The sequence below is a fragment of the Shewanella sp. genome, assembly GCF_048265805.1.
Lineage (GTDB): Bacteria > Pseudomonadota > Gammaproteobacteria > Enterobacterales > Shewanellaceae > Shewanella.
The window spans coordinates 197684-222209 of record NZ_JBLXAT010000005.1; the positions used below are offsets into that span (position 1 = coordinate 197684).

Annotated in this window: 17 protein-coding genes; 12 read left to right on the forward strand and 5 right to left on the reverse strand. The window is 48.9% G+C overall.

The window, feature by feature from the left end:
* A partial coding sequence (locus ACN0TT_RS05495; RefSeq protein ID WP_417761134.1) for a hypothetical protein occupies positions 1–243 on the forward strand: 243 nt, incomplete at its 5' end.
* Between the two features lie 261 nt (positions 244–504).
* Here ACN0TT_RS05495 and ACN0TT_RS05500 read toward each other — a convergent pair.
* Positions 505–1026 (reverse strand): DUF2062 domain-containing protein, encoded by a 522-nt coding sequence (locus ACN0TT_RS05500; RefSeq protein ID WP_417761135.1) that lies wholly within the window; start codon positions 1024–1026, stop codon positions 505–507.
* Between the two features lie 29 nt (positions 1027–1055).
* Between ACN0TT_RS05500 and ACN0TT_RS05505 the strand changes: the two genes are divergently transcribed.
* The 5 genes from ACN0TT_RS05505 to ACN0TT_RS05525 all read left to right on the forward strand — a co-directional run bounded on the left by ACN0TT_RS05505 (position 1056) and on the right by ACN0TT_RS05525 (position 7437).
* Positions 1056–3443, forward strand: coding sequence for a DNA internalization-related competence protein ComEC/Rec2 (locus ACN0TT_RS05505; RefSeq protein ID WP_417761136.1), 2388 nt, complete (start codon positions 1056–1058; stop codon positions 3441–3443).
* A gap of 41 nt (positions 3444–3484) precedes the next feature.
* The gene (gene msbA, locus ACN0TT_RS05510) at positions 3485–5293 is read left to right on the forward strand and encodes a lipid A export permease/ATP-binding protein MsbA (RefSeq protein WP_417761169.1); all 1809 of its coding nucleotides are present in this window, start codon (positions 3485–3487) and stop codon (positions 5291–5293) included.
* Entirely contained in the window at positions 5294–6283 is a 990-nt protein-coding gene (gene lpxK / locus ACN0TT_RS05515) for a tetraacyldisaccharide 4'-kinase (protein WP_417761137.1), read from the forward strand. It abuts the gene before it with no gap.
* A gap of 18 nt (positions 6284–6301) precedes the next feature.
* On the forward strand, positions 6302–6484 hold the full coding sequence (locus ACN0TT_RS05520) for a Trm112 family protein (RefSeq protein ID WP_417761138.1): 183 nt from the start codon (positions 6302–6304) through the stop codon (positions 6482–6484).
* A 212-nt stretch (positions 6485–6696) separates the two neighbouring features.
* On the forward strand, positions 6697–7437 hold the full coding sequence (locus ACN0TT_RS05525) for a lipopolysaccharide kinase InaA family protein (protein WP_417761139.1): 741 nt from the start codon (positions 6697–6699) through the stop codon (positions 7435–7437).
* Positions 7438–7509: 72 nt separating this feature from the next.
* Here ACN0TT_RS05525 and ACN0TT_RS05530 read toward each other — a convergent pair whose 3' ends face one another.
* From ACN0TT_RS05530 to ACN0TT_RS05545, 4 genes are all read right to left on the reverse strand, one after another.
* Positions 7510–10557, reverse strand: a complete 3048-nt coding sequence (locus tag ACN0TT_RS05530) for an efflux RND transporter permease subunit (protein ID WP_417761140.1) — start codon at positions 10555–10557, stop codon at positions 7510–7512.
* Positions 10554–13817 carry an efflux RND transporter permease subunit gene (locus tag ACN0TT_RS05535; protein ID WP_417761141.1) on the reverse strand — a complete coding sequence of 1088 codons (3264 nt, stop codon included), beginning with the start codon at positions 13815–13817 and terminating at the stop codon, positions 10554–10556. The genes ACN0TT_RS05530 and ACN0TT_RS05535 overlap by 4 nt, the downstream gene beginning before the upstream one ends.
* Before the next feature lie 19 nt (positions 13818–13836).
* Positions 13837–14901 (reverse strand): efflux RND transporter periplasmic adaptor subunit, encoded by a 1065-nt coding sequence (locus ACN0TT_RS05540; RefSeq protein WP_417761142.1) that lies wholly within the window; start codon positions 14899–14901, stop codon positions 13837–13839.
* Between the two features lie 426 nt (positions 14902–15327).
* Positions 15328–16614 carry a citrate synthase gene (locus ACN0TT_RS05545; RefSeq protein ID WP_417761143.1) on the reverse strand — a complete coding sequence of 429 codons (1287 nt, stop codon included), beginning with the start codon at positions 16612–16614 and terminating at the stop codon, positions 15328–15330.
* A gap of 409 nt (positions 16615–17023) precedes the next feature.
* Between ACN0TT_RS05545 and sdhC the strand changes: the two genes are divergently transcribed.
* The 6 genes from sdhC to odhB all read left to right on the forward strand — a co-directional run bounded on the left by sdhC (position 17024) and on the right by odhB (position 24497).
* Positions 17024–17419, forward strand: coding sequence for a succinate dehydrogenase cytochrome b556 subunit (gene sdhC, locus ACN0TT_RS05550; RefSeq protein WP_417761144.1), 396 nt, complete (start codon positions 17024–17026; stop codon positions 17417–17419).
* The gene (sdhD, locus tag ACN0TT_RS05555; protein WP_417761145.1) at positions 17413–17760 is read left to right on the forward strand and encodes a succinate dehydrogenase, hydrophobic membrane anchor protein; all 348 of its coding nucleotides are present in this window, start codon (positions 17413–17415) and stop codon (positions 17758–17760) included. Before sdhC ends, sdhD begins: the two co-directional genes overlap by 7 nt.
* Entirely contained in the window at positions 17761–19530 is a 1770-nt protein-coding gene (gene sdhA, locus ACN0TT_RS05560) for a succinate dehydrogenase flavoprotein subunit (RefSeq protein ID WP_417761146.1), read from the forward strand. It abuts the gene before it with no gap.
* A gap of 11 nt (positions 19531–19541) precedes the next feature.
* On the forward strand, positions 19542–20249 hold the full coding sequence (locus ACN0TT_RS05565; RefSeq protein ID WP_417761147.1) for a succinate dehydrogenase iron-sulfur subunit: 708 nt from the start codon (positions 19542–19544) through the stop codon (positions 20247–20249).
* 195 nt (positions 20250–20444) lie between these two features.
* On the forward strand, positions 20445–23267 hold the full coding sequence (gene sucA / locus ACN0TT_RS05570; protein WP_417761148.1) for a 2-oxoglutarate dehydrogenase E1 component: 2823 nt from the start codon (positions 20445–20447) through the stop codon (positions 23265–23267).
* A gap of 30 nt (positions 23268–23297) precedes the next feature.
* The gene (gene odhB / locus ACN0TT_RS05575) at positions 23298–24497 is read left to right on the forward strand and encodes a 2-oxoglutarate dehydrogenase complex dihydrolipoyllysine-residue succinyltransferase (RefSeq protein WP_417761149.1); all 1200 of its coding nucleotides are present in this window, start codon (positions 23298–23300) and stop codon (positions 24495–24497) included.
* Positions 24498–24526 lie beyond the last annotated feature (29 nt).

Here is a 24526-nt window from a genome sequence, read left to right on the forward strand (position 1 = left end):
TCCACTCTCTTAATTGCTTTTCTATTATTGCTTTATTCACAGTTTACTGAATTAGCTTATAAATTTGGTTTTGCAGAGCTAAAGCTAGTCGCGGTTTTGGAGAACAGCGAAAAAATGAAAGTTAAATGCGATGCCTACTCGCTCGGATACTTTGACGAAGTAAAGCTTCAAAACAAATTCCAGAAATGTATTAATGATTATGAAGCACAGGGGTATGAAATCATCAGCAGAAGTGACACATAACAAACCAATAAACTCACTCGCTTCGCTCGCTGGGACGCAAACACGGCGCGGCTCCGCCATTATCGCGCCCTGCTTGCGCCCGTTATTGGGATGTTATAAGGATAGATAGTGAGATGAAATTGATGGCTTACCTCTGAAGAATCCCCTGATGATTTTTATCTAAATCATCAGGGGATTCTTCAGTGCAACGTACCGCTGCTTATGTGACCTTGCCACAATTTACCTAATAAAAAACCGCTGGTTAGCGGTCTTTTTATGAATCTACTTATTAATACGGTGTTGGCGTTTTTTCTTCCAGTGGCGGTAGATGGAGTATTTCCACGCACCTTGCACCACAAAATAGCCAACGGCAGCGCTGAAACAACCAATCACCAAACAGCCCAGCAAAAAAGGGGGGGCTATGGTGGTAAATGAACTCTCTAACCAGCTCCAGCTCAGCTCAAAATGAAAATGCTGCGGTGGCACACTGAGTATTTTTGCACCAAGACGATAGGCCAAATAAAACATCGGTGGCATAGTGATGGGGTTGGTGATCCACACAAGTGCAACGGCTACAGGCAAATTGACGTTAAAGACAATAGCTAATGCTGCGGCTAACACCATCTGAAATGGCATCGGTACCCACGCGGCAAACAAACCTACGGCAAAAGCGCCCGGTGTCGAACGGCGGCTTAACGCCCAAATATTTGGATTGTTCAGCAATCCACCAAAGATACGTAAATATTTATGGTCTCTTAGCGTTTCCGGTTTCGGAGTGAGACGTTTGAGAAGTTTTTTTGGCATAGGATTCAACTGCTGTCTGAACTAATAATATGAATCTTTTTCTATTCGGCTTCAGCGGCGCAATTATTTCAGCGCTCTGTTGGCCCACCTTGTTACCGCCATTATCGTTGCCAATTATTGCAGGCGCTTTACTCATATGTGTGTTGGTATACCGGCAGCAGCGCATACAAAAGGTGGTCGTTGGACTAACTGGCGTGCTGGCGGGAGTAATGTGGGTAACAGCATATTGCCAATTATTACTGCCTAATATCACAGCATCACAGCAATCCGTTGACCGGGGAAACACTACACCCCTCACAGTGAGGGCTGAAATCATAACACTAGTTTCCAGAAACGGCGACTGGATTAGTGTGGATGTACAACAATTGCACAAGGCGCCAAATTCGCTGTTCAAAGCTAAGTGGCGTCTCAGCTGGGATCTGGCGAAAACGCCACAGGTTAGCAGCCCACCACAAATCGGGGAGATCTGGCAATTTGAGCTGACACCACGCGCTTTTTCGTCAATTTTGAACCAAGGCGGCTTTAATCAACAACGCTATTTAATCAGCCAACATATCAGCGCCAGAGCACGGGTTAATGAGGCGCAGCGGCTTGCACCAGCTCACGGTATTCGAGCACAGTTACTTGCGTATTTGCGTCAGCAATTAGCCGATGTAGCGCAACGCGATATTTTGTTAGCGCTAGCCATGGGGCAACGCAGCGAGATCAGTAGTGAGCGCTGGCAGCAACTCCGCGATAGTGGCACCGCGCACTTGGTGGCGATTTCAGGTTTGCACTTGTCGGTGATTTCGCTCTATCTGTTTGCTGTGGTTAATTGGCTGTTAAATCGACTGGCACCCAGTCAGTCGCGGCGAAATCTGTTGCTGTCATATAGTGCCGCCATTATGGGCGCAGTGGCTTACGCTTGGTTGGCTGGGTTTGGTATTCCGGTGCAACGCGCGTTATTGATGTTGCTGGTGTTAGTGTTGAGCCAGTGGACGATGCGATTTGCCTCGGCGTGGGAACGGCTGCTCTGGGCATTGGCACTGGTATTGTTGCTCGATCCGCTAGCTCCGCTGAGTAACGGTTTTTGGTTGTCTTTTTTTGCGTTGGCACTCATTTTACTCAGTTGGCAAAACAACACAGTCTCGCAACCCGCCGCAAGCCGCTGGCAACAACTGCGGCGTTGGTTTACTCATCTCTGGCGGATTCAATGGCGCTTATGTTTGGGGATGAGTCTGCTGCAAGGCATGTTGTTCGGTGGCATCACCTTACACAGTTTCTGGATTAACTTGCTGTTAGTACCTTGGTTTTCATTAGTGGTTATTCCGGTGACGATGCTTGCCTTTGTGGTGAGTATGTTATTGAGTGCCATTGATTTTAGTTCGCTCGCTACCCAGGTGTGGCATCTGGTCGGCGGCTTATTATGGCCCGCCGAGCAGTTATGGCAACAAAGTGCATTATTGCCGGGCGCGTGGTTACCTATCGCCGCACCAGTTCTACTTACCGCCGGGGTTGCGTTTATCGCCCTTGTGATGGGCCGCTCGCTGTTGCGAGGGCACCAACGCTGGTGGTTGTTGCTTCCTTGCGTGCCGTTACTGTGGCAACTGGCATTATTGGTGGAGTGGGTAGCGCCTGCCAAGTGGCAAATCCATGTGGTGGATGTGGGGCAGGGGTTAGCGGTGGTGGTGCAACAAGGTGAGCATGGTCTGCTGTACGACAGTGGCGCGAAATTTGATGATTTCAGCTATGCCGAGCAGGCTATTTTGCCGCTGTTGAATTATCAAGGTATTCGGCAACTAGATTATTTTATTGTTAGTCATGGTGATAACGATCATGCAGGTGGCGCGCAGGTCATACTGCAGCAATTTCCTACTACTCAGGTGATTTCTGATATCTCGTCATTGCCAGCGAGTGATGATTGTCGGCCGCATCAACTGCGTTGGCGGCAGTTAACGCTGCGCATTCTAGGGCCAAATCAAGCCTCGGCGGGTAATAATGGTTCCTGTGTGGTGCAGGTGAGTGATGGTGCGTTCACGGCATTGCTGCCCGGCGACATCGAATTGGCTGGCGAAATTATGTTAACCAAACAATATGCCGAACAAACCGTGGATGGTCGCCCGTTGTTACGCAGTGAGTTATTGATGGCACCTCATCACGGCAGTACCACGTCATCCACCCAAGATTTACTCGATGCGGTCAAACCACAATGGGCCATTTTTGCGGCGGGAACGGCGAACCGTTGGGGCTTTCCCAAAGCTACGGTGCTCGACAAATATCACCAACGACAGATCGCCACATTGACCACAGGCGAGACTGGCCAGATAAGTATCGATATTGAGCAAAAACATGTCAAACTGCGCAGTTATCGCCAGCAAATGGCGCCCTACTGGTATAACCGTTTGATAGCATTTGGTTACATTGCCAATCCAGAGTAGAATGCCCACTTTGTTTTGCTAATGAAAATATGCCTGCATCAATGACGCAACAGCCGAACACGCGAAATCGCGATATCTTTAAGCGATTACTCACCTATGTCTCTCACCTGAAAGGCATCTTTATTATTTCAGCCTTAGCGCTGGTGGCCTATGCCTTGGTCGATGCGACTTTTTTGTACTTAATTAAGCCCTTCATTGATGAAGGTTTTGCCAGTGCGCCCCATCCGTCAACGGTTGGCGGCATAGAAATGGCTAGTAGCCAAGGTTTTCAATCCGGTAGTGACGTGCTGAAAATCGCACCGTTTATTGTGATTGGCTTATTTGCTATGCGTGGTGCCTTCAACTTTATCGCCACTTATGGCGTGTCTTATATGAGTGCACTTGTGGTTCAAACCATGCGCCAACAGGTGTTTGACCATATTCTTCAGTTGCCAGTGAGCTACATGGATAAAGTCAGCCCCGGCGAGCTGATTTCAAAAGTGACTTACGATACCGAGCAAATCGCACGTGCGTCAGGTAACACCTTGGTATCGCTGATCCGTGATGGCGTAGCCGTCATTGCTTATCTGGGGGTAATGTTTTATTACTCATGGAAATTATCGCTTTGTATTCTGATCATTGTGCCGTTGATCAGCATTGTGATTGCCACAGTTAACCGCCGCCTACGCAAAGTATCGCGCCAGATCCAAAACGCTATGGGCACAGTGACCTCTGCATCAGAACAGATGATCAAAGGCCATAAAAACGTATTGGTATTTGGCGGCCAGAAAACCGAGTCAGAACGTTTCGCCAAAGTGAATAGATACAACCGTTATCAAAATATGAAACTGGCAACGGTGCAGGCCATTAGCCAGCCAGTGGTGATGGTGATCAGCTCATTGGCTCTAGGCGCGGTGATATATACCGCGAGCTTCGAAAGCTTACATACTGAACTGACCGCAGGTATCTTCGCGACGATTTTGAGCACCATGATCGCGATGCAAGGCCCCATTAAAAGCCTGACCCGTCTCAACGCGGAATTTCAACGCGGTATGACCGCCTGTGCGACGGTATTTGAACTGATTGATACTCCAGCAGAGAAAGATGCTGGCACTTATGAAGTCGACCGGGTGAAAGGCGACTTACGCTTTGATAACGTCAGTTTCCATTATCCAGACCATAAAAAGCTGGCGTTAGATCGCATCAGCTTGTCTGTTGAACAGGGCAAAACTCTGGCATTAGTTGGCCGTTCAGGTTCGGGTAAATCGACTATCGCCAGCCTGATTACCCGTTTTTATGGCGAATTGGAGCAGGGTAAAATCACCCTTGATGGTATCGATATTCAAGATTACACCTTGAAAAGTTTACGCAGCCAAGTGGCGTTAGTGTCGCAACAAGTGACACTGTTTAACGACACCATCGCTAATAACATCGCTTACGCCTATCCCGGCGAAGTCACCCGCGAACAGGTCGAAGAAGCTGCACAATTGGCGTATGCGATGGAGTTTATTGAGCGTTTGCCTGAAGGGCTTGATACGGAAATTGGCGAGAACGGTGTGATGCTGTCTGGCGGCCAACGTCAGCGTATTGCGATTGCTCGCGCTATTTTACGTAATGCGCCAGTGCTGATTCTGGATGAAGCCACCTCGGCACTCGATACTGAATCCGAAAAAGCGATTCAAAAAGGCTTAGACAACTTGCGTCGCAATCGTACTTCGATCGTGATTGCCCACCGTTTATCAACCATTGAGAATGCCGATGAGATCTTAGTGGTGGATCAGGGCCGTATTGTTGAGCGTGGTGATCACCAAGCGCTAATAGCGCGCGATGGCATGTACGCTAAGCTGTATCAGATGCAGTTTGGAGGCTAAGTGGAAGCGCTGGTTAACCGCATTTGGTACCAGAACCACTGGGCTAAATGGTTACTATGGCCACTGTCTTGGTTATTTGCACTGATAAGCGCCGTGCGTCGTGGGCTGTTCCGTCTTGGGGTTAAACCAGTGGAGCAACTGCCCGTGCCAGTGCTGCTGGTGGGCAATATCACGGTTGGTGGTAGCGGCAAAACACCGATGGTCATCTATCTGGTGGAACTGTTACGGCAGCATGGTTATCAACCCGGGGTTATTAGCCGTGGTTACGGTAGCGAGCAGCAGCATCCGCGTTTAGTCAACGTGGGAAGTTCCGCTAGCGACGTCGGCGACGAACCAGCAATGATTGTGCAGCGCACACAAGTGCCGATGGCGGTAGGACAAGATCGTATTGCTACCGCTAAGTGTTTATTAGCCGCACATGCCGTTGATATTATTATTAGTGATGATGGTTTACAGCATTACCGCCTAGGTCGCGATATTGAGCTGGTGGTGGTTGACGGCCAGCGTCAGCTTGGCAACGGTATGCTATTGCCAGCAGGCCCGCTACGTGAAGGTGCTTGGCGCTTAGCAAGTGTGGATTTTGTCGTGGAAAACGGTGCCAGTGAAGATACTGAGCAGCGTTATGCTATGCAGTTGCAAGCTGGCGACGTACAACCGTTGAGTGGCTACGCAGTGCTTACCGCTAAACAGGTTAAAGCCGTCGCAGGTATTGGTAATCCGCAGCGCTTTTTCGATACCCTGACACAGTTGGGGTATGATGTAGCGCAGACGCAGTGTTTTGCTGATCATCATCCCTATTGCGCCGCCGATTTTGAGGGTGCAGCAAATGGATTACCGGTCATCATGACCGAAAAAGATGCGATAAAGTGTCGTACATTTACTCTAGATAACTGTTGGTTCTTACCTGTGAATGCGCAGTTGTCAGCTAATTTTTCAGCGCAATTGCTGGCCAAAGTGGCGACAGCAGTTGCTCAAAAAACAGATCGTTAAAAATTGAAGGACGGACCAATGGCGTTTGATAAAAAACTTCTCGATATCGTAGCTTGCCCAGTATGCAAAAGTAAGCTGGAGTACAACAAAGAGCAGCAACAGTTGGTTTGTAAAGCTGACCGTTTGGTTTATCCGATTGTTGATGGTATTCCGGTATTGCTGGCTGAACGCGCAGAAAACTTACAGCAACCTGCTGAATAACGACATGTTTTATAAAAGTGCTGCCATCTGGCAGCATTTTTTTGGTCTAATTTTGTCATGACAAACTGGCATTGGTAGGAAAACAAACTGTTACATTTGTTGCCAGTAGGTTTGAAAATGATATTGCAATCATAAGGTTAACTATAATTTATTTGAGTGCCTATAGGGGGCGACGGATAATAATTGCACTATAGCGACCACGGAGTAACAAGATGAATATCGCACTCCAGCAAAAAATAGAGCAATTACTTGCGGAACATCGAGGCGAAAGGATTATCAGCTTTGATTTTTCAGGACGAAAATATTGGCTAAAACAACCCGAACAACTGCACGGTCGTATGCGGTTGCTGAAAGCCCATCCCGAATCGGCCTTTGAACAAGAAAAGCACTACTTACAGTGCTTAGCGAAACATCACGCGCCCGTGCCTCAGATTGTGTTTGAGCAGCAAGGCTGTTTAGTGCTAGAAGATGTGGGCCCTACCTTAAAACAATGGATTGCACGGCAGGATATCTCCATTGCTATGCGGCGGCAGATTTTGCTTGATAGCGCCGAGGCATTAGCCAATTTACATCAGTTGGGTTTAGCCCACGGCCGTCCCGCCTTGCGTGACATTAGTTGGCAACACGGGCAGATCAAATTTATCGACTTTGAAGCCACCGCCACAGGGAAAGGGCTCCCTTACCAACACATGCGAGATTTATTGGTTTATATGCATAGCCTGTATCGCTACCTTGGGCCGAAAAACGCCTTGATTGCTGAGGTGATCGCTAAATACCGCCAATGCGGCGGTGAACATATATGGCAGCAATGCCGAACTTTTTTAAGCAGTTGGCAGTGGCTTTATTACTTACTCAGGCCGTTACGCCATCGCGGTGGCAGCGATATCAAACCGATTTTTTGGCTGTTGCACCATTTCCGGCAGGCCCCCGTCCATGCATGCGTTACCGCTTGACCTAATCCCCATAGCAAAGAGCAAAGCCATTGGCTTTGCTCTTTTGCATAGTTGATATCAACGGCTAAGGCGTTAACGGCTTAACCAAGGCAGTAATCGCTGACTTTGGTTGAGCGCGCGTTGGTAGCCGACCGCCGAGCGATGACGTAAGCGGAAAAAGGCTTGATAACACAGTGGCACTAGATAGAGGCTGGTTAAGGTTGAAAACGCTAAACCGCCGATAATGGCAATGGCCATTGGCGAGTAGGCTGGGCCTCCGCCCGCTAATTGAGTATCACCAATCGCGAGCGGTAGCAGGCCGAGTATGGTGGTGCCAACGGTCATCAGTACCGGCCGTAAACGGGTGATACACACGTCAGTCACTGTCGTAGATAGCTGCGCTAAAGCCGGTGTCATCTGGTTAATTTGATCCACCAACACAATGCCGTTATTAACTACAATGCCTAGCAGCACCAGAATGCCGATCATCGCCATCACCGACATTGGCGTGCCTGTGAGTAGCAGTGCCCAGAACACGCCGGTAATGGAAAATAGAATGCTGGTGATAATCGCGCTGGGTAACAGTAACGATTCAAATAACGCGGCCATCACGATGTAGATCATCGCCACTGCTAGCGCCATATTCACCAGCATTACCGCTTGCTCTTCATCCTGTTTTTCAAACCCGCCACGTAGTGAGTAACCGTAGCCCGCCGGAAAATTAATATGCTGCATCACTTGCGTGATTTGCTGCTGCGCTTGTTCCATGGTGAGGTCTTCTAAATTGGCCCCAATGGAGAGTGCGGTCTCGCGGTTGTAATGTCGAATGGCATCAAAGCGCGGTTGAATAGTGATGTTCGCCAGCTGTGCGAGCGCGTAAACGCGGCCATCTTTATGGGCTACTGGCAGTTCGTGCAACTGTTGTAGCGATTGTTGCCACGACTTATCGTACAGCAGCTCTAGCCGCAACTCGCCACTGGCATCATGCCGGAATGAGCGCAATTGTGAGCCGCGTAATGCGGTCGCGACAGTACTTGAAATATCGGCGATATTCAGACCAAGGCGGGCCATGGCATCGCGGTCAAAACTGATCACCACTTCCTGCTGTTCTCCGTTGAGTTCGGAACGAACATCTTGCAAGCCCTCGATGCGGGCCAGTAGCGGTATCACTTGGTCGCTCAGGCGAATAAGCTCATTGGTTGAGCGGCCAGTGAGGGTAACGCGCACGCCGGAGTTATCATCCCCCCAACCAAACTGCGGTTTCGCCGCCGGCAACTTAGGAAATCCTTCTCGAATTTTCTTTTTCAGTTCAGCCACCGGTAATGGTAAGTCCGGTAGCAATAACACCGTCGAGCTTGCCTGTTCGGCAGAGTAAAAACTATAAACCGAATCGATATGGAATTCCGCTTTATGCGCATAGAGATAGGCTTCCATCCGATTCACCATCGCTTCAGTTTCTGCCAAGCTGTGACGACCTTCGACTTGATAGTCGATATACATGCGTTCGCTGCTTTGGCTGTCCTGATTATCTTGTGATACCTGTGATAACGGCAACGCGGTCGATAGCAGTAGCAACAGCGCCAGTACCCCAGAGATTTTGGGATGGTGTAACACCCAGCTTAATGAACGTTGATACGCTTGCTGCATACGGCTGGCTTTAGGTTGTTGCAGTTTGATCTTACCGTGAATGCGTGACAACAGCAGCGGGATCAAGGTTTTAGCCACTAATAAGCTAGCGGCTAACGAGATACAGATCGCCACGGCAACGTGCTCTAAAAAGATGGTTAACTCGACTTTGACGCCAAAAATATTTGGCAGGAACACGATCGCGGTGGTGAGCGTGCCCGCCATAACCGCCAATGACACTTTATCAACGCCAAGTAGCACTGTCTCGTTGCCATGATCGGCGAGTTGTTGCTCTTGCAGCACGCTCTCAGATACGACTACTGCGTTATCAATCAACATGCCCACCGCCAATAGCAAACCCATCATAGACAGCACGTTAAGGGTATAGCCCAGTAGATACATACCTGCTAAGGTCAAGCCAATGGAGATCGGTACCGATGACACCACAATCAAGGTCATTGGCAGGTTGCGTAAAAACAAATAAAGCACGGCAAATGACAGCAGTGCGCCAATCAGCCCTGACATCAGCAGATCATTGAGCGAGCTTTTTACACTCTCACCTTGGTTATCCATAATGTACAGCTTAATGCCTTGAAACTGCGGCTCCTGCTTTACCTGTTCAATCACGGCTAATACGCGGTTGGACACGTCGACCAAGTTTGCGCCAGATTCTTTATACACATCCAAGCCGACCGCATATTTCTGATCGAGGTGGCGGCCCTCCGTCCGTTCCGGCAGCGCATAGCGCACTTCGGCAATGTCACCAATATGCAGCGATGGCGTGATGTTAAAGGCACGAATTTCATCGAGATCGCGAAACTCGCCTTTAGGTGACACTTGGTACACAGTGCCGCTGTCGCGTAATGTTCCACCACTGATGGTAAAGTTCTCCCGCAGCAGTTGTTGGCGTAAGGCCACTAAATCAATACCACTGGCGTTGAGTTTGTCGGCATCAATACGGATTTCAATCTGCTTTTGGTCAACGCCATAGAGTGTCACTTTGGAAACGCCGCTAATTCGCTCCAGCGGCACTCGCAGCTGTTTGTCGAGTTGGTCAAATGCATTGGACAGCTCACGGTCGCTGGCGATGCGAATATTTAACACGGGCATGTCGGCGGTGGAGAACTGCATCACCAGCACGCGTTCAACGTCGTCCGGCAGCAGATGCCGTACTTGGTCGATTTTTTCTCGCGCTTCTAGACTGCGGGTGGCGACGTTTTCGCCCCATTTCATCTCTATCTCAATTTCGCTGCCGTTTTGATTTGAGGAGGATTTGAGCGTCTCAATCCCGCCCATAGTGGCGAGCGATTCTTCCAGTACATTGGTGATATCGCGTTCAACTTCGGCAGGCGATGAACCTTTGTAAGGCACTTGCACGTAAATCTCTGGAATGTCGATGCCGGGGAACATCTCCAACGGCAGTAGCCGTGATGCCGCTAAGCCAAATAGCAAGATAGCGGTGAAAAACATGCTGGTAGTGACAGGGCGTTTAAGCGCTAAGCGAGTGAGATTCATAGCTTAGCCTCCACCGCAGTGCCGCAACTATCGTCTTTAGGCGCAAATTGCTTGCGGTCAAACAGCGCATACAGCACGGGGATCAGCACTAACGTCAATAGTGTGGAGAATGACAGGCCGAATATCACTGTAATGGCCATGGGGGCCCGCACTTCAGCACCATCGCCGAGGCCAAGCGCCATGGGCAATAATCCAAGGTTGGTGGTTAAGGTGGTCATCAGAATTGGCCGAAGTCGCGAGGCGCCAGCTTCTCTAATCGCTTGCAGTTTTTCTACGCCGTTAGCGCGTTGTTGATTGATGCGGTCGACCAACACAATGGCGTTATTCACCACAATCCCCGCCAGCATGATCAGGCCGATGAATACAATGACCGACAGTTGGCTGCCTGTGACATACAAACCGAAGATGCTGCCAGCAACCGCAATCGGCACAGCCATTAAAATCAGCAGTGGGTGCAGCAGCGATTCAAACTGGCTAGCCATCACCAAGTACACCAGAAACACCGCCAAAATCAGCGCGATTTTGAGTGAGTCAAATGAGCTTTGCATCTCTTCATTTTGCCCACCAAATTGGGCATGAATCGAGGTCGGTAAGCCCATTTTGGTGACAATGTGTTGTGCCTCTACCACTGCAGCATCTAAGTCGCCACCAGTAATGTCGGCCGAAACAATCGCTACCCGTTGCTGGCTGATGCGGTTAATGGCTGACGGGCCAATGGTAAGTTTCACATCCGCAACCGCCGCTAATGGGATCGGATGCTCGCTGTTCGGATTGATCAACATCGAATCAATATCGGTGATGTTGTTACGCTCGCTTTCTTGGCTGCGCACCAAAATATCAATCTTGCGTTCGCGCAAGGTGTATTTGCTGGCGACGGTGCCTCCAACACGCTGGGCAATACTGTTAGCGATGGTCGGTGCATCCAGCCCTAACGCAGCAATACGTGCGTGATCAAAGCGGATACTGATCTCTGGCTGTCCCTCTTTTAGCGAGGTATTAATGTCGGTGTATAGCGGATTGGCACTAAGCGCATCAACTAAACGGTCAGCACTCTGTTTGAGTAGATCGAGCTCATAGCCGCTTAGCTCTATTTCCAACGGTGTTTTAAAGGTAAACAGCTCGGGAAATTTCACTTTGGCTTCTAATTCGGGAATGGTACGCGCCTTATCGCGCAGCTGTTGTGCCACACGATCAAAGGCGTGTGGATCGGCCAGTACGACCTGCAGTCTGCCCCAGTTTTCGCCGCCACGGTTAGTGTCGGAGGTCATTAAACCGCCGCTGCCCGCTTGGGTGTAAGCATGTTTTACCGCCTGATTGTCGGCGATATCGCTGGCTAACTGCTGTAACACGGCATCGGTCTGCGATACTTCAGTGCCTGGCGGCAGCAGCACTTCAACATAAAATTCGCCTTGATTCATCGGTGGGATCAGGCCAGTGCCCAAACGCGATAGCAATACGCCTGACGAGGCGGTAAACAATAGCGCTACAGCCACTGTCAGTCCTTTACGTTGCAAGGCTGCATCAAGCAGCGGCCGATAAAGTGCAGCAATGGCGCGATATCCCATGTTAAAACCACTGCTGAGCGGCTTCATCACCCATGATGCTAACCAAGCAAAGATACGCGTTAAGCTCACTATCAGCGTGGTCATCAGCTGCGGTAGCAGTTTAAACAGCAGATGAAATGGCCATGTAAGTACTTTGGCGCAGTAATACCTCAGCTTGCCCCAACGGCGGGTAGGTATCGGTGCGGTGGTAACTGTTGTGACCTCCACTTGGTTTTGAAATCCTTGGCGCGATGCCAGCATAGGAATGGAGGTCATCGCGACAATCAAAGAGGCCAGCAGTGCAAAGGTGACGGTTAATGCTTGGTCAGCAAACAGCGCTCCGGCAATCCCATCGACAAAAATTAATGGCACAAATACCGCGAGCGTGGTCAGCGTTGAGGCGGTAATGGCACCCGCCACTTCGCTGGTGCCTTTGATAGCGGCATCGACGCGGTTCATACCTTCACTTTTGCAGCGGTCAATATTCTCCAGCACCACAATGGCGTTATCGACTAATAGGCCAACGGCGAGGGCAATACCGCCAAGCGACATGATGTTAAGGCTGATGCCGGCAAAATACATCATGTTAAAGGTGGCGATCACCGAAAACGGAATCGAGATAGAGATGATCAGTGTGGGAATAATATCTCTGAGGAACAGGTAGATGACCAGCATGGCCAGCACGCTACCGATCAATGCTGAAGAGGTGACTTCACTGACTGCGCTTTGAATAAACTCTGATTGGTCATAAATGACCTGCGGCTGCAGATGACTGTCGTTTTGAGCATCTGCACTCATTTTAGCAATGCGGTTACGCACTTGCTCGGCAACGGCGACAGTATTGGCGTCGCCTTCTTTGTAGATAGCGAGTTCAATTGATTCTTTGCCATTGATGCGGGTAATGTCGCTGCGCTCTTTAAAGCCGTCGGTAACGTCTGCAATATCACCTAAGCGCACTAAGGTATTTCCCTCTTTGTAGATAATGATGTCGGCCAATTCCGCCAATGATTGGAATTGGTTAACGGTTCGCACTAAGTATTCGCGGCCACTTTGTACCACTTTACCAGCTGAAAGATTGATGTTCTCTGCGGCAATGCGGCTACGAATATCATCGGAAGAGATATTCAATTGGGCGAGTTTCTGTTGGTTCAGCAGAATATGTACTTCCTGCTCCAAACCGCCAGACAATCTGACCGAGGCCACACCTGGGAGTGACTCTAGCTCACGCTTCAATTCCTCTTCGGCATAGGTGCGCAGTTGCTTCAATTCATCTTCACCGGCGGATTTGGCGGGAAGGGCGAGGCGCATGATGGGATCTAAATTGGGGTTAAACCGCAGCAACAGCGGTTTATCTATGTCTAATGGCAGTTCGATGGTGTCGAGTTTTTCGCGTACCTCTAAGCCTGCCATATCCATCTGTGTACCCCATTCAAACTCCATGACCACATCAGACAAGCCAGAGCGAGACACCGAGCTGAGTTTGCGCAATCCTTTGACAATACCGACCGCTTCTTCAATCGGTTTGCTGACCAGTTGCTCAACTTCCGCCGGTGCAGCGCCATCATATTGAGTACGAATGGTGAGTGTCGGGTAGCTAAGATCGGGCAGTAAGGTCACCGCCAGTCTTGCAAAGCCCACCATGCCAAACAGCATAATAGCGAGCATAAACATCCACACGGTGACGGGACGACGCACCGATACATTAATCAATGACATGTGAGCTATTCCTTAGCTGTTATTTGGCGGCCGTCAGGTTTAATGGGCTGAGGACTTCGACGACCGATTGATCTTTTAAGTTGTGCTGGCCACGCACCACAATCTGCTCACCGACCTTGATGCCTGAGACGACTTCTACGCGGTTATTTTCACGGTAGCCGAGCGCCACCTCTTTACGTAGGGCTTTACCTTCTTCCACCACATACAGGGTTTGCACATCATCTTGGTTCACAATGGCATTAAACGGCACGACGGCGACATCAGTATGGGTGTCATATTTCAGTTGCACGTTGGTGTACATACCCGCTTTCAAGCGTTGTGCTTTGTTAGGAATAGATAACGTGACTTTGAATGTACCACTGTCACTGTCGATTACGGGGCTGATACGCAATACGGTGGCAGCGAACACATCACTGCGTTTGTCTGGTTTGATCAGCGCTTCTTGTCCAAGGCGTAAGCTGCTCAGTTGCTTTTCCGGCAGGTGCACAATGCCATACAGTTCATCTTGGCTGACGACATAAAACAGTTGGTCAAATTCTTTAGCCATGTTGCCTTGTTTGACGTAACGGGTAGCAATCACACCTGTGATAGGTGAGCGGATTTCACTTTCGGTCACTTGCAGTCGGGCTAAATCACGTTGGGCGCGTGCTGCTTGTAAATTGTATTCCAGCTTAGCCAAGCTATCGGCGCTGACGAACTCGCGGTTACTCATCTTGTTTAGGCGGTTAAGTTCCTGCTCGATGATATTCACTTCAGCAATAGAGCGTTCCAGCTCAAATTGCTGCCGACGGGCATCAATTTTGGCGAGTAGCTGGCCTTTTTCCACGTGGTCACCTTCTTCCACGTAAATGGTTTGGATAACGCCTGCAATGCGGGTAGAAACACCCGCTTCTTCTGGCGCTTCCAAGGTTGCGGTAGTGTTATAGAACGAGGAGATATGTCCTTGGCTGACTGGGGTTGTCTCCACTGGAATGGCAAACACTTCATCCTGTTTTGCCAGTTGTGGTTGGCTGCAAGCGGTTAACATGGCAGTCAGTAGCGCTGCGCTAGCGATAGGTTTTAACATTGCGGTATAGCGTTTCATGAGATAGTCCCTAATAAACTCGTTAACCGCTTAAAGCAATTGTAATGCCAAGTTAAAAGTTTCTTTTTATTCAATATGATATGGTGTTATTAAAAGAAAAGTAGTCGTGTTCACCACTTCATAATAGTGGATTTCTGCAGATGTTAGTACTTTTCACTATTTAGTTAATTTTTGGTAACTACGAATGTCAGTACGTAGACGAGCTTTATCGCTGCATAAGGCACAGTGGCTAGTTTGGAGTGCTTGATAGGTCTGTTTAATCACTATGTGGTTGAAACACACCGCTTGCGTGAATAATAGAGGTGGGGCGCAATGGGCAATATATCTGCAGCGACAGGTATGCGCTTATTGTTGGGCGCCGCAACGTGTTCGTCTTCGGCAATAAAAAAGGCGCCATGGGCGCCTTTTATACGTTAATTACTGCTATTAACGATCTTGCAGTTTCACAAAACTACGTTTTGCTTCGCCAGTATAAAGCTGACGTGGGCGGCTAATTTTGTGTCCTGGCTGATCCAGCATCTCTTTCCAATGAGCAATCCAGCCTACAGTACGAGACAGTGCGAAGATCACGGTGAACATACTGGTTGGAATACCAATGGCTTTCATGATGATGCCAGAGTAGAAGTCGACGTTTGGATACAGTTTCTTAGAGATAAAGTATTCATCTTCCAACGCAATGCGTTCAAGTTCCATTGCCACATCTAACAATGGATCATCCACTTTCAGCTCAGTCAGCACTTCATGGCAAGTTTCGCGCATGACTTTGGCCCGTGGGTCAAAGTTTTTATATACGCGGTGACCGAAGCCCATCAGACGGAATGGATCATCTTTGTCTTTTGCTTTGGCGATGTATTCAGGAATGCGGTCAACTGAACCGATCTCTTCCAACATTTTCAAACATGCTTCATTGGCTCCACCATGAGCAGGCCCCCACAATGAAGCAATACCGGCTGCGATACAGGCAAATGGGTTCGCACCCGATGAACCAGCTAAGCGCACTGTTGAAGTTGATGCATTTTGCTCGTGGTCAGCGTGCAAAATAAAGATACGATCCATCGCGCGTTCGATGATTGGGTTAACCACGTATGGCTCACACGGTACACCAAACATCATCGACAGGAAGTTACCTGAGTAGCTCAAGTCGTTGCGTGGATACTGGAACGGTTGTCCAATCGAATACTTGTAGCACATTGCCGCCAGTGTCGGCATTTTAGACACTAAACGGAACGCAGCAATTTCGCGGTGACGCGGGTCGGCAACATCTAACGAATCTTGATAGAAAGAGGCTAGGGCGCCAGTCACACCACACAGCATCGCCATTGGATGCGCGTCGCGACGGAAGCCACGGAAGAAGAATTCGACTTGTTGATGCACCATAGTATGGTTGCGGACTGTGCTAACAAATTTATCGTATTGTGCTTTGGTAGGCAGCTCGCCATAAAGCAGTAAATAGCATAGATCGAGATAACTAGATTCTACTGCAAGTTGATCAATCGGATATCCGCGGTGTAGCAGAATACCTTGTTCGCCATCAATATAGGTGATGGCCGATTCACATGATGCGGTGGCAAGAAAACCTGGGTCGAAGGTAAAGTACCCTTTGCTGCCAAGTTTGCTGATATCAATTACATCGTAACCAGCGGTTCCTTGTTTAACTGGCAGCTCGATCGAGTCATTTCCTGGAAGTTCCAATTTGGCTATTTTTTCAGCCATAACCCGTTCTCCTTACTTGATTTTATTTGTGAGTGCGGCATAACAAAAACGCCTTACTTTACAAGTAATCTAGATCACATTTCAATTTAAATACCCGTTTGAACTTGTTAGACAATGGTATAGGTCTGACCAATTTCCCTGTAGCTACTTATACTTACGTTCAAAAGTTTCTAATAAAAATAAATTTCTCATAATGTGATGTTTGTATTTGACTTTTGTGGCGCGTATACTTGCTCGGGTTCAAAAGGGCTGCATTCAGGTGGCCAATATTGCCTGTGAACAGCTGACGAAATGCTTTGTCAGTCAATCAGTTACCTGATTGCAATATCTAGTCCATTTGCCAAAAATATAATGTGACTCAAGTCACAAGCCGTATTCCAAAATGCGGTTCGCACAACAATAATGCTCAATGGAGCTGAGTGAGCAGAACGTGAAAAAGCAAAGACCTGTCCATTTAGACTTGCAGACGATTCGCTTTCCGGCGACTGCAATTGTGTCCATTCTCCACCGGGTATCCGGTGTCATAATGCTGTTTGGTGTCGGTGTGTTGTTATGGTTGCTTAACGCATCCCTCAAATCACCAGAAAGTTTTCAGTATGTCCAATCGCTGTTAGATAACTTTATATTAAAGTTTGTCGTATGGGGAATTCTCACCGCTTTAGGCTATCACTTACTGGGCGGCTTACGTCACCTTGTTATGGATACCGGTCGTTGGGAAGAGTTGGCGTCAGGTAAAGCGTCAGCCAAGGCAGTGTTTGTACTTGCCATCATCTTTTCGATTCTGGCGGGGGTTTGGGTATGGTAACTAATGCAGCATCGTTTGGCCGTAGCGGTGTCCATGATTTTATAATGCTGCGCGCCAGTGCAGTGGTTTTAGCCTGTTATACAGTATTCCTCGTGGCGTTCGCCGCATTCAGTACTCCTCTCACTTATGAAGCTTGGCACGGCCTATTTGCCGCATTGCCAATGAAAGTGTTTACCTTGCTGGCGTTGATTGCGCTGCTAATCCACGCTTGGATTGGTGTCTGGCAGGTACTGACTGACTACGTCAAGTGTGTGTCACTGCGTGGTGTGCTTCAGTTTGTTTTTGTCGTTACTGCCTTTGCATATTTGGCGAGCGGCATTCTGATAGTGTGGGGGGTATAAGTGGCTATTCAGGTAAGAGAGTTTGATGCAGTGGTGATTGGTGCCGGTGGTGCCGGTATGCGCGCTGCACTGCAAATATCTAAGGAAGGCAAAAGCTGCGCGCTTCTGTCTAAAGTATTTCCAACCCGTTCTCATACTGTGTCTGCACAAGGTGGTATCACTGTTGCGCTGGGTAACGCCCACGAAGACAACTGGGAATACCACATGTACGACACCGTAAAAGGTTCTGACTTTATCGGTGACCAAGATGCCATCGAATACATGTGTCAAACGGGGCCTGAAGCGATTATCGAACTTGAGCACATGGGCTTGCCATTCTCCCGTTTCGATAACGGTAAAATTTATCAGCGTCCTTTTGGCGGGCAGTCGAGAAACTTCGGTGGTGAGCAAGCGGCGCGTACTGCCGCTGCTGCTGATCGTACTGGTCACGCCTTGTTACACTGCCTCTATCAGCAGAACGTTAAAAACAAAACCCAAGTGTTCTCTGAGTGGTATGCACTGGATTTAGTGAAAAACGAAGACGGCGCTATTGTGGGTTGTACCGCGCTGGAAATCGAAACCGGTGAGATCGTGTATTTCAAAGCGAAAGCGACGGTATTAGCAACTGGTGGTGCAGGTCGTATTTTTGCTTCTACTACTAACGCTCACATCAACACCGGTGACGGCGTGGGTATGGCGTCACGTGCTGGCGTGCAACTGCAAGACATGGAAATGTGGCAGTTTCACCCAACGGGTATTGCGGGTGCGGGAGTATTGGTTACTGAAGGTTGCCGCGGTGAAGGTGGTTACCTGCTGAACAAAGATGGCGAGCGCTTTATGGAGCGTTATGCGCCAAACGCGAAAGATTTGGCATCACGTGACGTGGTTGCACGTTCAATGATGACTGAAATCCGCGAAGGCCGTGGCTGTACTGATGGCGGTCTTGGCCCACACTTGAAACTGAAACTGGATCACTTAGGTAAAGAAACCTTAGAAGCGCGTTTGCCAGGCGTATGTGAATTATCACGTACCTTCGCGCATATCGATCCTGCTGATGGTCCAATCCCAGTTATTCCAACCTGTCACTATATGATGGGCGGCTTGCCTACTCGTGTCACTGGTCAGGTAATCCATAAAGATACTGATGGCACCGAAACTGACGTTGTTGGCTTATTCGCAGTCGGTGAGATTGCGTGTGTATCTGTACACGGCGCTAACCGTTTGGGCGGTAACTCTCTGCTAGACTTAGTGGTCTTTGGACGCGCAGCGGGTCAGCACTTAGGTGCTGCGCTGGAGCAGATGGCAACACCAAAACCAGCGACTGAAGCTGAAATTGCCAAGTCACTTGAACGCTTGAACCGTTGGGAAAACACCAAAGAAGGTGAAGACCCAGTACAGATCCGTAAAGATATGCAGATGTGTATGCAACTGCACTTCTCAGTGTTCCGTAGCGGTGAAGCCATGGCAGAAGGTTTGGAAGAACTTAAAGCTATTCGTGCTCGTTTAGCTAAGGCTAAACTGTCTGATAACTCTAAAGAATTCAACACTCAGCGTATTGAGTGCTTAGAGCTGGATAACTTGATGGCGACCGCAATTGCGTCGGCATATGCGGCCAACTACCGTACTGAAAGTCGTGGTGCACATAGTCGTGAAGACTATCCTGAACGTGATGATGAAAACTGGCTGTGCCACAGCTTGTTTGATCCTAACTCCGAGTCTATGGATCGCCGTGCCGTTAACATGGCACCGACATCACGTGAAGCGTTTCCACCTAAGAAACGTACCTACTAAGGAGCTGCGACATGAAATTAGATATTGCGGTATATCGCTATAATCCTGATGTAGACAAAAAGCCGTACATGAAGGATTACCAGCTGGAAATTCCTGACGGCTCTGACATGATGATGCTTGACGTACTCATTAAACTGAAAGAGCAAGATCCGTCACTCGCGTTCCGTCGCTCCTGCCGTGAAGGTGTGTGTGGTTCCGACGGTATGAACATGAACGGTAAGAACGGTTTGGCTTGTATTACGCCAGTGTCTACCTTTAAAGGTAAAAAGCTCGAAATTAGACCTTTGCCTGGTATGCCAGTAGTACGTGATCTGATTGTGGATCTGTCACAGTTCTACAAACAGTACGAAAAAATCAAACCTTACTTGATTAATGATGACAAGCAACCAGCGCGCGAACATCTGCAGTCGCCAGAAGAACGGGCTCATTTAGACGGTCTTTACGAATGTATTATGTGTGCTTGTTGTTCAACTGCTTGTCCGTCATTTTGGTGGAACCCCGATAAATTTGTCGGTCCTAGCGGCTTGCTGCATGCGTATCGCTTCCTTATTGATAGCCGCGATACTGCAACAGAAGAACGTTTGGATGGGCTGGATGATGCTTATAGCGTATTCCGCTGCCATGGCATCATGAACTGCGTAGATGTGTGTCCTAAAGGTCTTAACCCTACTAAGGCTATCGGTCACATCAAATCTATGCTGTTGAATCGGGCGGTATAAATGCAAGACGGCGAGCAATCATCCATAATGAACTAGCTCGTGCGAGAGTCACTTTCTCATGTGCAGAGAGTGACTCTCTTTCGTGTGTAATGGACGACATACTGACCGCAGGAAATGGAAGTAAATTCATGTGGTCAAGATTCAACGTAACGTTGAAGTAGTGATGCACATATACCAAGATTGAAAGGAATAAACATGCACCAAGGCATCATGAAAGCTTGGCTCGAATCGTCCCACTTAAGTGGTGCGAACTCGACCTATGTAGAAGAGATGTATGAAGCCTATCAAGAAGACCCCAGTGCAGTCTCTGACGACTGGCGTGCCGTCTTTGATAATCTCCCTCCAGTAGATGGTAACGATACCCACTCTCCAGAGCCCTCTCATTCAAAGATCCGCGATTATTTTCGCTCTTTGGCGCAAGACAGTCGTAGTAAGACGACTGGGCGCGTAAGTGACCCAGAGCTTGACGCTAAACAAGTTAAAGTACTGCAGCTGATCAATGCATATCGTTTCCGTGGTCATCAAAATGCTAATTTGGATCCGCTGGCACTGTGGAAGAGAGACGCAGTGGCCGAACTAGACCCAGCGTTCCACGGCTTAACCGCAGAAGATATGGAACGTGAGTTTAATACTGGTTCGTTTGCTCATGGCAGCGGCACCATGAAACTCAAAGAGTTGATCAAAGCGCTTAAAGCTACCTATACCGAATCCATCGGTGCCGAGTATATGCATATTACCGACACTGATGAAAAACGCTGGATTCAACAAAGACTCGAACCCACTTTAGGGCGCGCAGCTTATAGCAAGGACGTGAAAAGCCGCTTGCTGGAAGGCCTTAACGCTGCCGAAGGGATGGAAAAGTATCTTGGTGCAAAGTTTCCTGGTGCGAAACGTTTCTCCCTCGAAGGTGGCGATTCTTTGGTGCCAATGCTACGCGAAATCATTTATCGCGGTGGCGAAGCCGGCACTAAAGAGATCGTTATCGGTATGGCTCACCGTGGTCGTCTGAACGTACTGGTCAATATTCTTGGTAAACGTCCGTCAGAGTTGTTTGACGAATTCGCTGGTAAACATCACGAAGATGGTCTGGGCTCTGGTGACGTTAAATACCACCAAGGTTTCTCGTCAGATTTTGAAACACCAGGTGGTAATGTGCACTTGGCGTTGGCTTTTAACCCATCCCACTTAGAGATTGTGAATCCGGTTGTGATGGGCTCTGTACGTGCGCGTCTTGACCGCCGTGGCAGTGAAGATGGTTTGCAGGTGATGCCCATCACCATTCATGGTGACTCAGCGATTGCTGGTCAAGGTATCGTACAAGAAACCTTCAATATGTCGCAAACCCGCGCCTTTCAAGTGGGTGGTTCAATTCGTATCGTAGTGAACAACCAAGTGGGCTTCACTACCTCAAATCATCATGATACCCGTTCAACAGAATACTGTACCGATATTGCCAAAATGGTGCAGGCTCCTATCTTCCACGTTAATGGGGATGATCCAGAAGCAGTTGCTTTTATTTCGCAACTCGCAGTGGACTATCGCAACACATTCAAACGTGACGTAGTGGTTGAGTTGGTATGTTATCGCCGTCATGGTCATAACGAAGCTGACGAGCCAAGTGCAACGCAGCCAGTGATGTACGGCAAAATCAAAAAACATCCGACGACCCGTAAGATTTACGCTGATCGTTTGGTTGCAGAGCAATCGCTGTCTGCTGAAGATATTACTGGTATGGTCAACGACTACCGCGATGCCTTAGATAAAGGTGATTGCGTAGTGAAAGAGTGGCGTCCAATGACGTTGCACACCGTGGATTGGACCCCGTATCTGAACCGCGAGTGGGATGAGCAATATGAATCTGCAATTGGCTTAGACCATCTGAAAGAGTTGGCCGCTAAAGTCAGTTATGTGCCAGAAACTCACCAGTTGCAAAGCCGTGTTGCCAAGATTTACAACGACCGTGACGCTATGGCCAAAGGCGAGAAACTGCTCGACTGGGGCTTTGCTGAAATGCTGGCATACGCCACGATTTTGGAAACCAAAAAACGGGTGCGTATCACTGGTCAAGACTCTGGTCGCGGCACTTTCTTCCACCGTCACGCAGTATTGCATAACCAAAAAGATGGCACTACCTACTTGCCATTGCGCCATGTGGCCGACAAAGAAGGGCCATTTGATATCAATGACTCAGTATTGTCTGAAGCGTCAGTATTGGCTTTTGAATATGGTTACGCCACTGCCGAGCCAGCCGGTTTAACCATTTGGGAAGCACAATTTGGCGACTTTGCTAACTGTGCCCAAGTAGTGATTGACCAATTCTTGTCATCAGGTGAGCAGAAATGGGGCCGTTTGTGCGGTTTGACTATGCTGTTGCCTCATGGCTATGAAGGCCAAGGCCCAGAACACTCATCGGCGCGTTTGGAACGTTTCTTACAGCTGTGTGCTAACCACAATATGCAAGTGTGTATTCCTTCAACACCTGCACAGGTTTACCACATGCTGCGCCGCCAAGTGGTGCGTCCTATGCGTCGTCCGCTGGTAGTGATGTCACCTAAATCGTTGCTGCGCCATCCAATGGCAGTGTCTTCACTGGAAGAGCTAGCAGAAGGTGGATTCCGTAATGTGATTGGTGAAGTGGACACATTCGACGCCAGCAAAGTGGATCGCGTGGTGTTCTGTAGCGGTAAGGTTTACTACGACCTGTTAGATCGCCGCCGCAAAGAAAATATCGACAATGTAGCCATTGTGCGTATTGAGCAACTGTATCCATTCCCACATGAGGAATTAAACGCAGTGCTCGCTGATTATCAGCATGTAACTGATTTCGTTTGGTGTCAGGAAGAACCTCAGAACCAAGGCGCTTGGTATTGCAGCCAACACCATTTCTGGAGCTCTATTCCTCAAGGTGCCCAACTGAGCTATGCCGGTAGAGAGGCCTCTGCCGCACCAGCTTGTGGGTATCCAGAATTACACGCGCGCCAACAGGAATCTCTGATCGCAAGCGCATTAAAACTGTAGTAATAAATTTTTATAAAAGGAAAGCTTTCCATGAGTATCGAAATCAAGGTACCTGTACTGCCAGAATCGGTAGCGGATGCAACTATCGCCACTTGGCACGTTAAGCCAGGAGAGGCTGTTACACGCGATCAGAACCTGGTGGATATTGAAACTGACAAAGTGGTGTTAGAAGTGGTTGCGCCAGAAGATGGCTCAATCAGCGAACTGCTGTTCCAAGAAGGCGATACCGTCTTGGGCGAGCAAGTGATTGCTCATTTTGTTGCTGGTGCCGTTGTAGGACAAGAAGTCTCTAAAGAGCAAGCAGAAGCCGCTGCACCTAAAGCGGAAGCTGCCGAAGCATCGACTGAAAGCAACGATGCCTTGAGCCCATCTGTGCGCCGTTTGGTGGCAGAGCACAACGTTGATGCCAGCAAAATCAAAGGCACTGGCGTGGGTGGCCGCATCACTAAAGAAGACGTGGAAGCGTTTGTAAAATCTGCCGGTAAACCAGCAGCCGCGGCGGCTCCTGCGCCAGTGGCGCTGAGCGGTGAACGCAGTGAAAAACGCGTCCCTATGACTCGTCTGCGTAAAACCATTGCTACCCGTCTGCTGGAAGCGAAAAACTCAACCGCGATGTTGACCACTTTCAACGAAGTGAACATGAAACCCATCATGGACATTCGTAAGAAGTATCAAGATGAGTTTGAGAAGAAACACGGCATCCGTTTGGGCTTCATGTCTTTCTATGTGAAAGCCGTGACTGAAGCGCTGAAACGCTACCCAGAAGTGAACGCTTCTCTTGATGGTAACGATCTGGTTTACCACAACTATTTCGACGTAAGTATCGCCGTATCTACCCCTCGTGGTCTGGTAACCCCAGTGCTGCGTGACACCGATACCATGACATTAGCGGATATGGAAAAAGCCATTCGCGAACTGGCCATCAAAGGCCGCGACGGCAAGCTGACCGTGGAAGACATGACTGGCGGTAACTTTACTGTGACTAACGGCGGGGTGTTTGGCTCTCTGATGTCCACTCCGATTCTCAACCTGCCACAAAGCGCCATTTTGGGCATGCATGCCATTAAAGATCGTCCAATGGCTGTGAATGGTCAGGTCGAAATCCAGCCGATGATGTATTTAGCTCTGTCATACGATCACCGCATTATTGATGGTCGTGAATCAGTGGGCTTCTTGGTGACCATTCGTGACCTGTTAGAAGACCCAACACGCTTGCTGCTGGACCTGTAAGGGCAGCAAGCTTTTCCTCGTGACTGGCC

Bases quoted from the DNA above. Each gene is read 5' to 3' on its own strand.
- ACN0TT_RS05500 (WP_417761135.1), bottom strand. From the start codon at position 1,026: ATGCCAAAAAAACTTCTCAAACGTCTCACTCCGAAACCGGAAACGCTA.
- ACN0TT_RS05505 (WP_417761136.1), top strand. From the start codon at position 1,056: ATGAATCTTTTTCTATTCGGCTTCAGCGGCGCAATTATTTCAGCGCTC.
- msbA (WP_417761169.1), top strand. From the start codon at position 3,485: ATGACGCAACAGCCGAACACGCGAAATCGCGATATCTTTAAGCGATTA.
- ACN0TT_RS05520 (WP_417761138.1), top strand. From the start codon at position 6,302: ATGGCGTTTGATAAAAAACTTCTCGATATCGTAGCTTGCCCAGTATGC.
- ACN0TT_RS05525 (WP_417761139.1), top strand. From the start codon at position 6,697: ATGAATATCGCACTCCAGCAAAAAATAGAGCAATTACTTGCGGAACAT.
- ACN0TT_RS05530 (WP_417761140.1), bottom strand. From the start codon at position 10,557: ATGAATCTCACTCGCTTAGCGCTTAAACGCCCTGTCACTACCAGCATG.
- ACN0TT_RS05535 (WP_417761141.1), bottom strand. From the start codon at position 13,817: ATGTCATTGATTAATGTATCGGTGCGTCGTCCCGTCACCGTGTGGATG.
- ACN0TT_RS05540 (WP_417761142.1), bottom strand. From the start codon at position 14,901: ATGAAACGCTATACCGCAATGTTAAAACCTATCGCTAGCGCAGCGCTA.
- ACN0TT_RS05545 (WP_417761143.1), bottom strand. From the start codon at position 16,614: ATGGCTGAAAAAATAGCCAAATTGGAACTTCCAGGAAATGACTCGATC.
- sdhC (WP_417761144.1), top strand. From the start codon at position 17,024: ATGGAGCTGAGTGAGCAGAACGTGAAAAAGCAAAGACCTGTCCATTTA.
- sdhD (WP_417761145.1), top strand. From the start codon at position 17,413: ATGGTAACTAATGCAGCATCGTTTGGCCGTAGCGGTGTCCATGATTTT.
- ACN0TT_RS05565 (WP_417761147.1), top strand. From the start codon at position 19,542: ATGAAATTAGATATTGCGGTATATCGCTATAATCCTGATGTAGACAAA.
- sucA (WP_417761148.1), top strand. From the start codon at position 20,445: ATGCACCAAGGCATCATGAAAGCTTGGCTCGAATCGTCCCACTTAAGT.
- odhB (WP_417761149.1), top strand. From the start codon at position 23,298: ATGAGTATCGAAATCAAGGTACCTGTACTGCCAGAATCGGTAGCGGAT.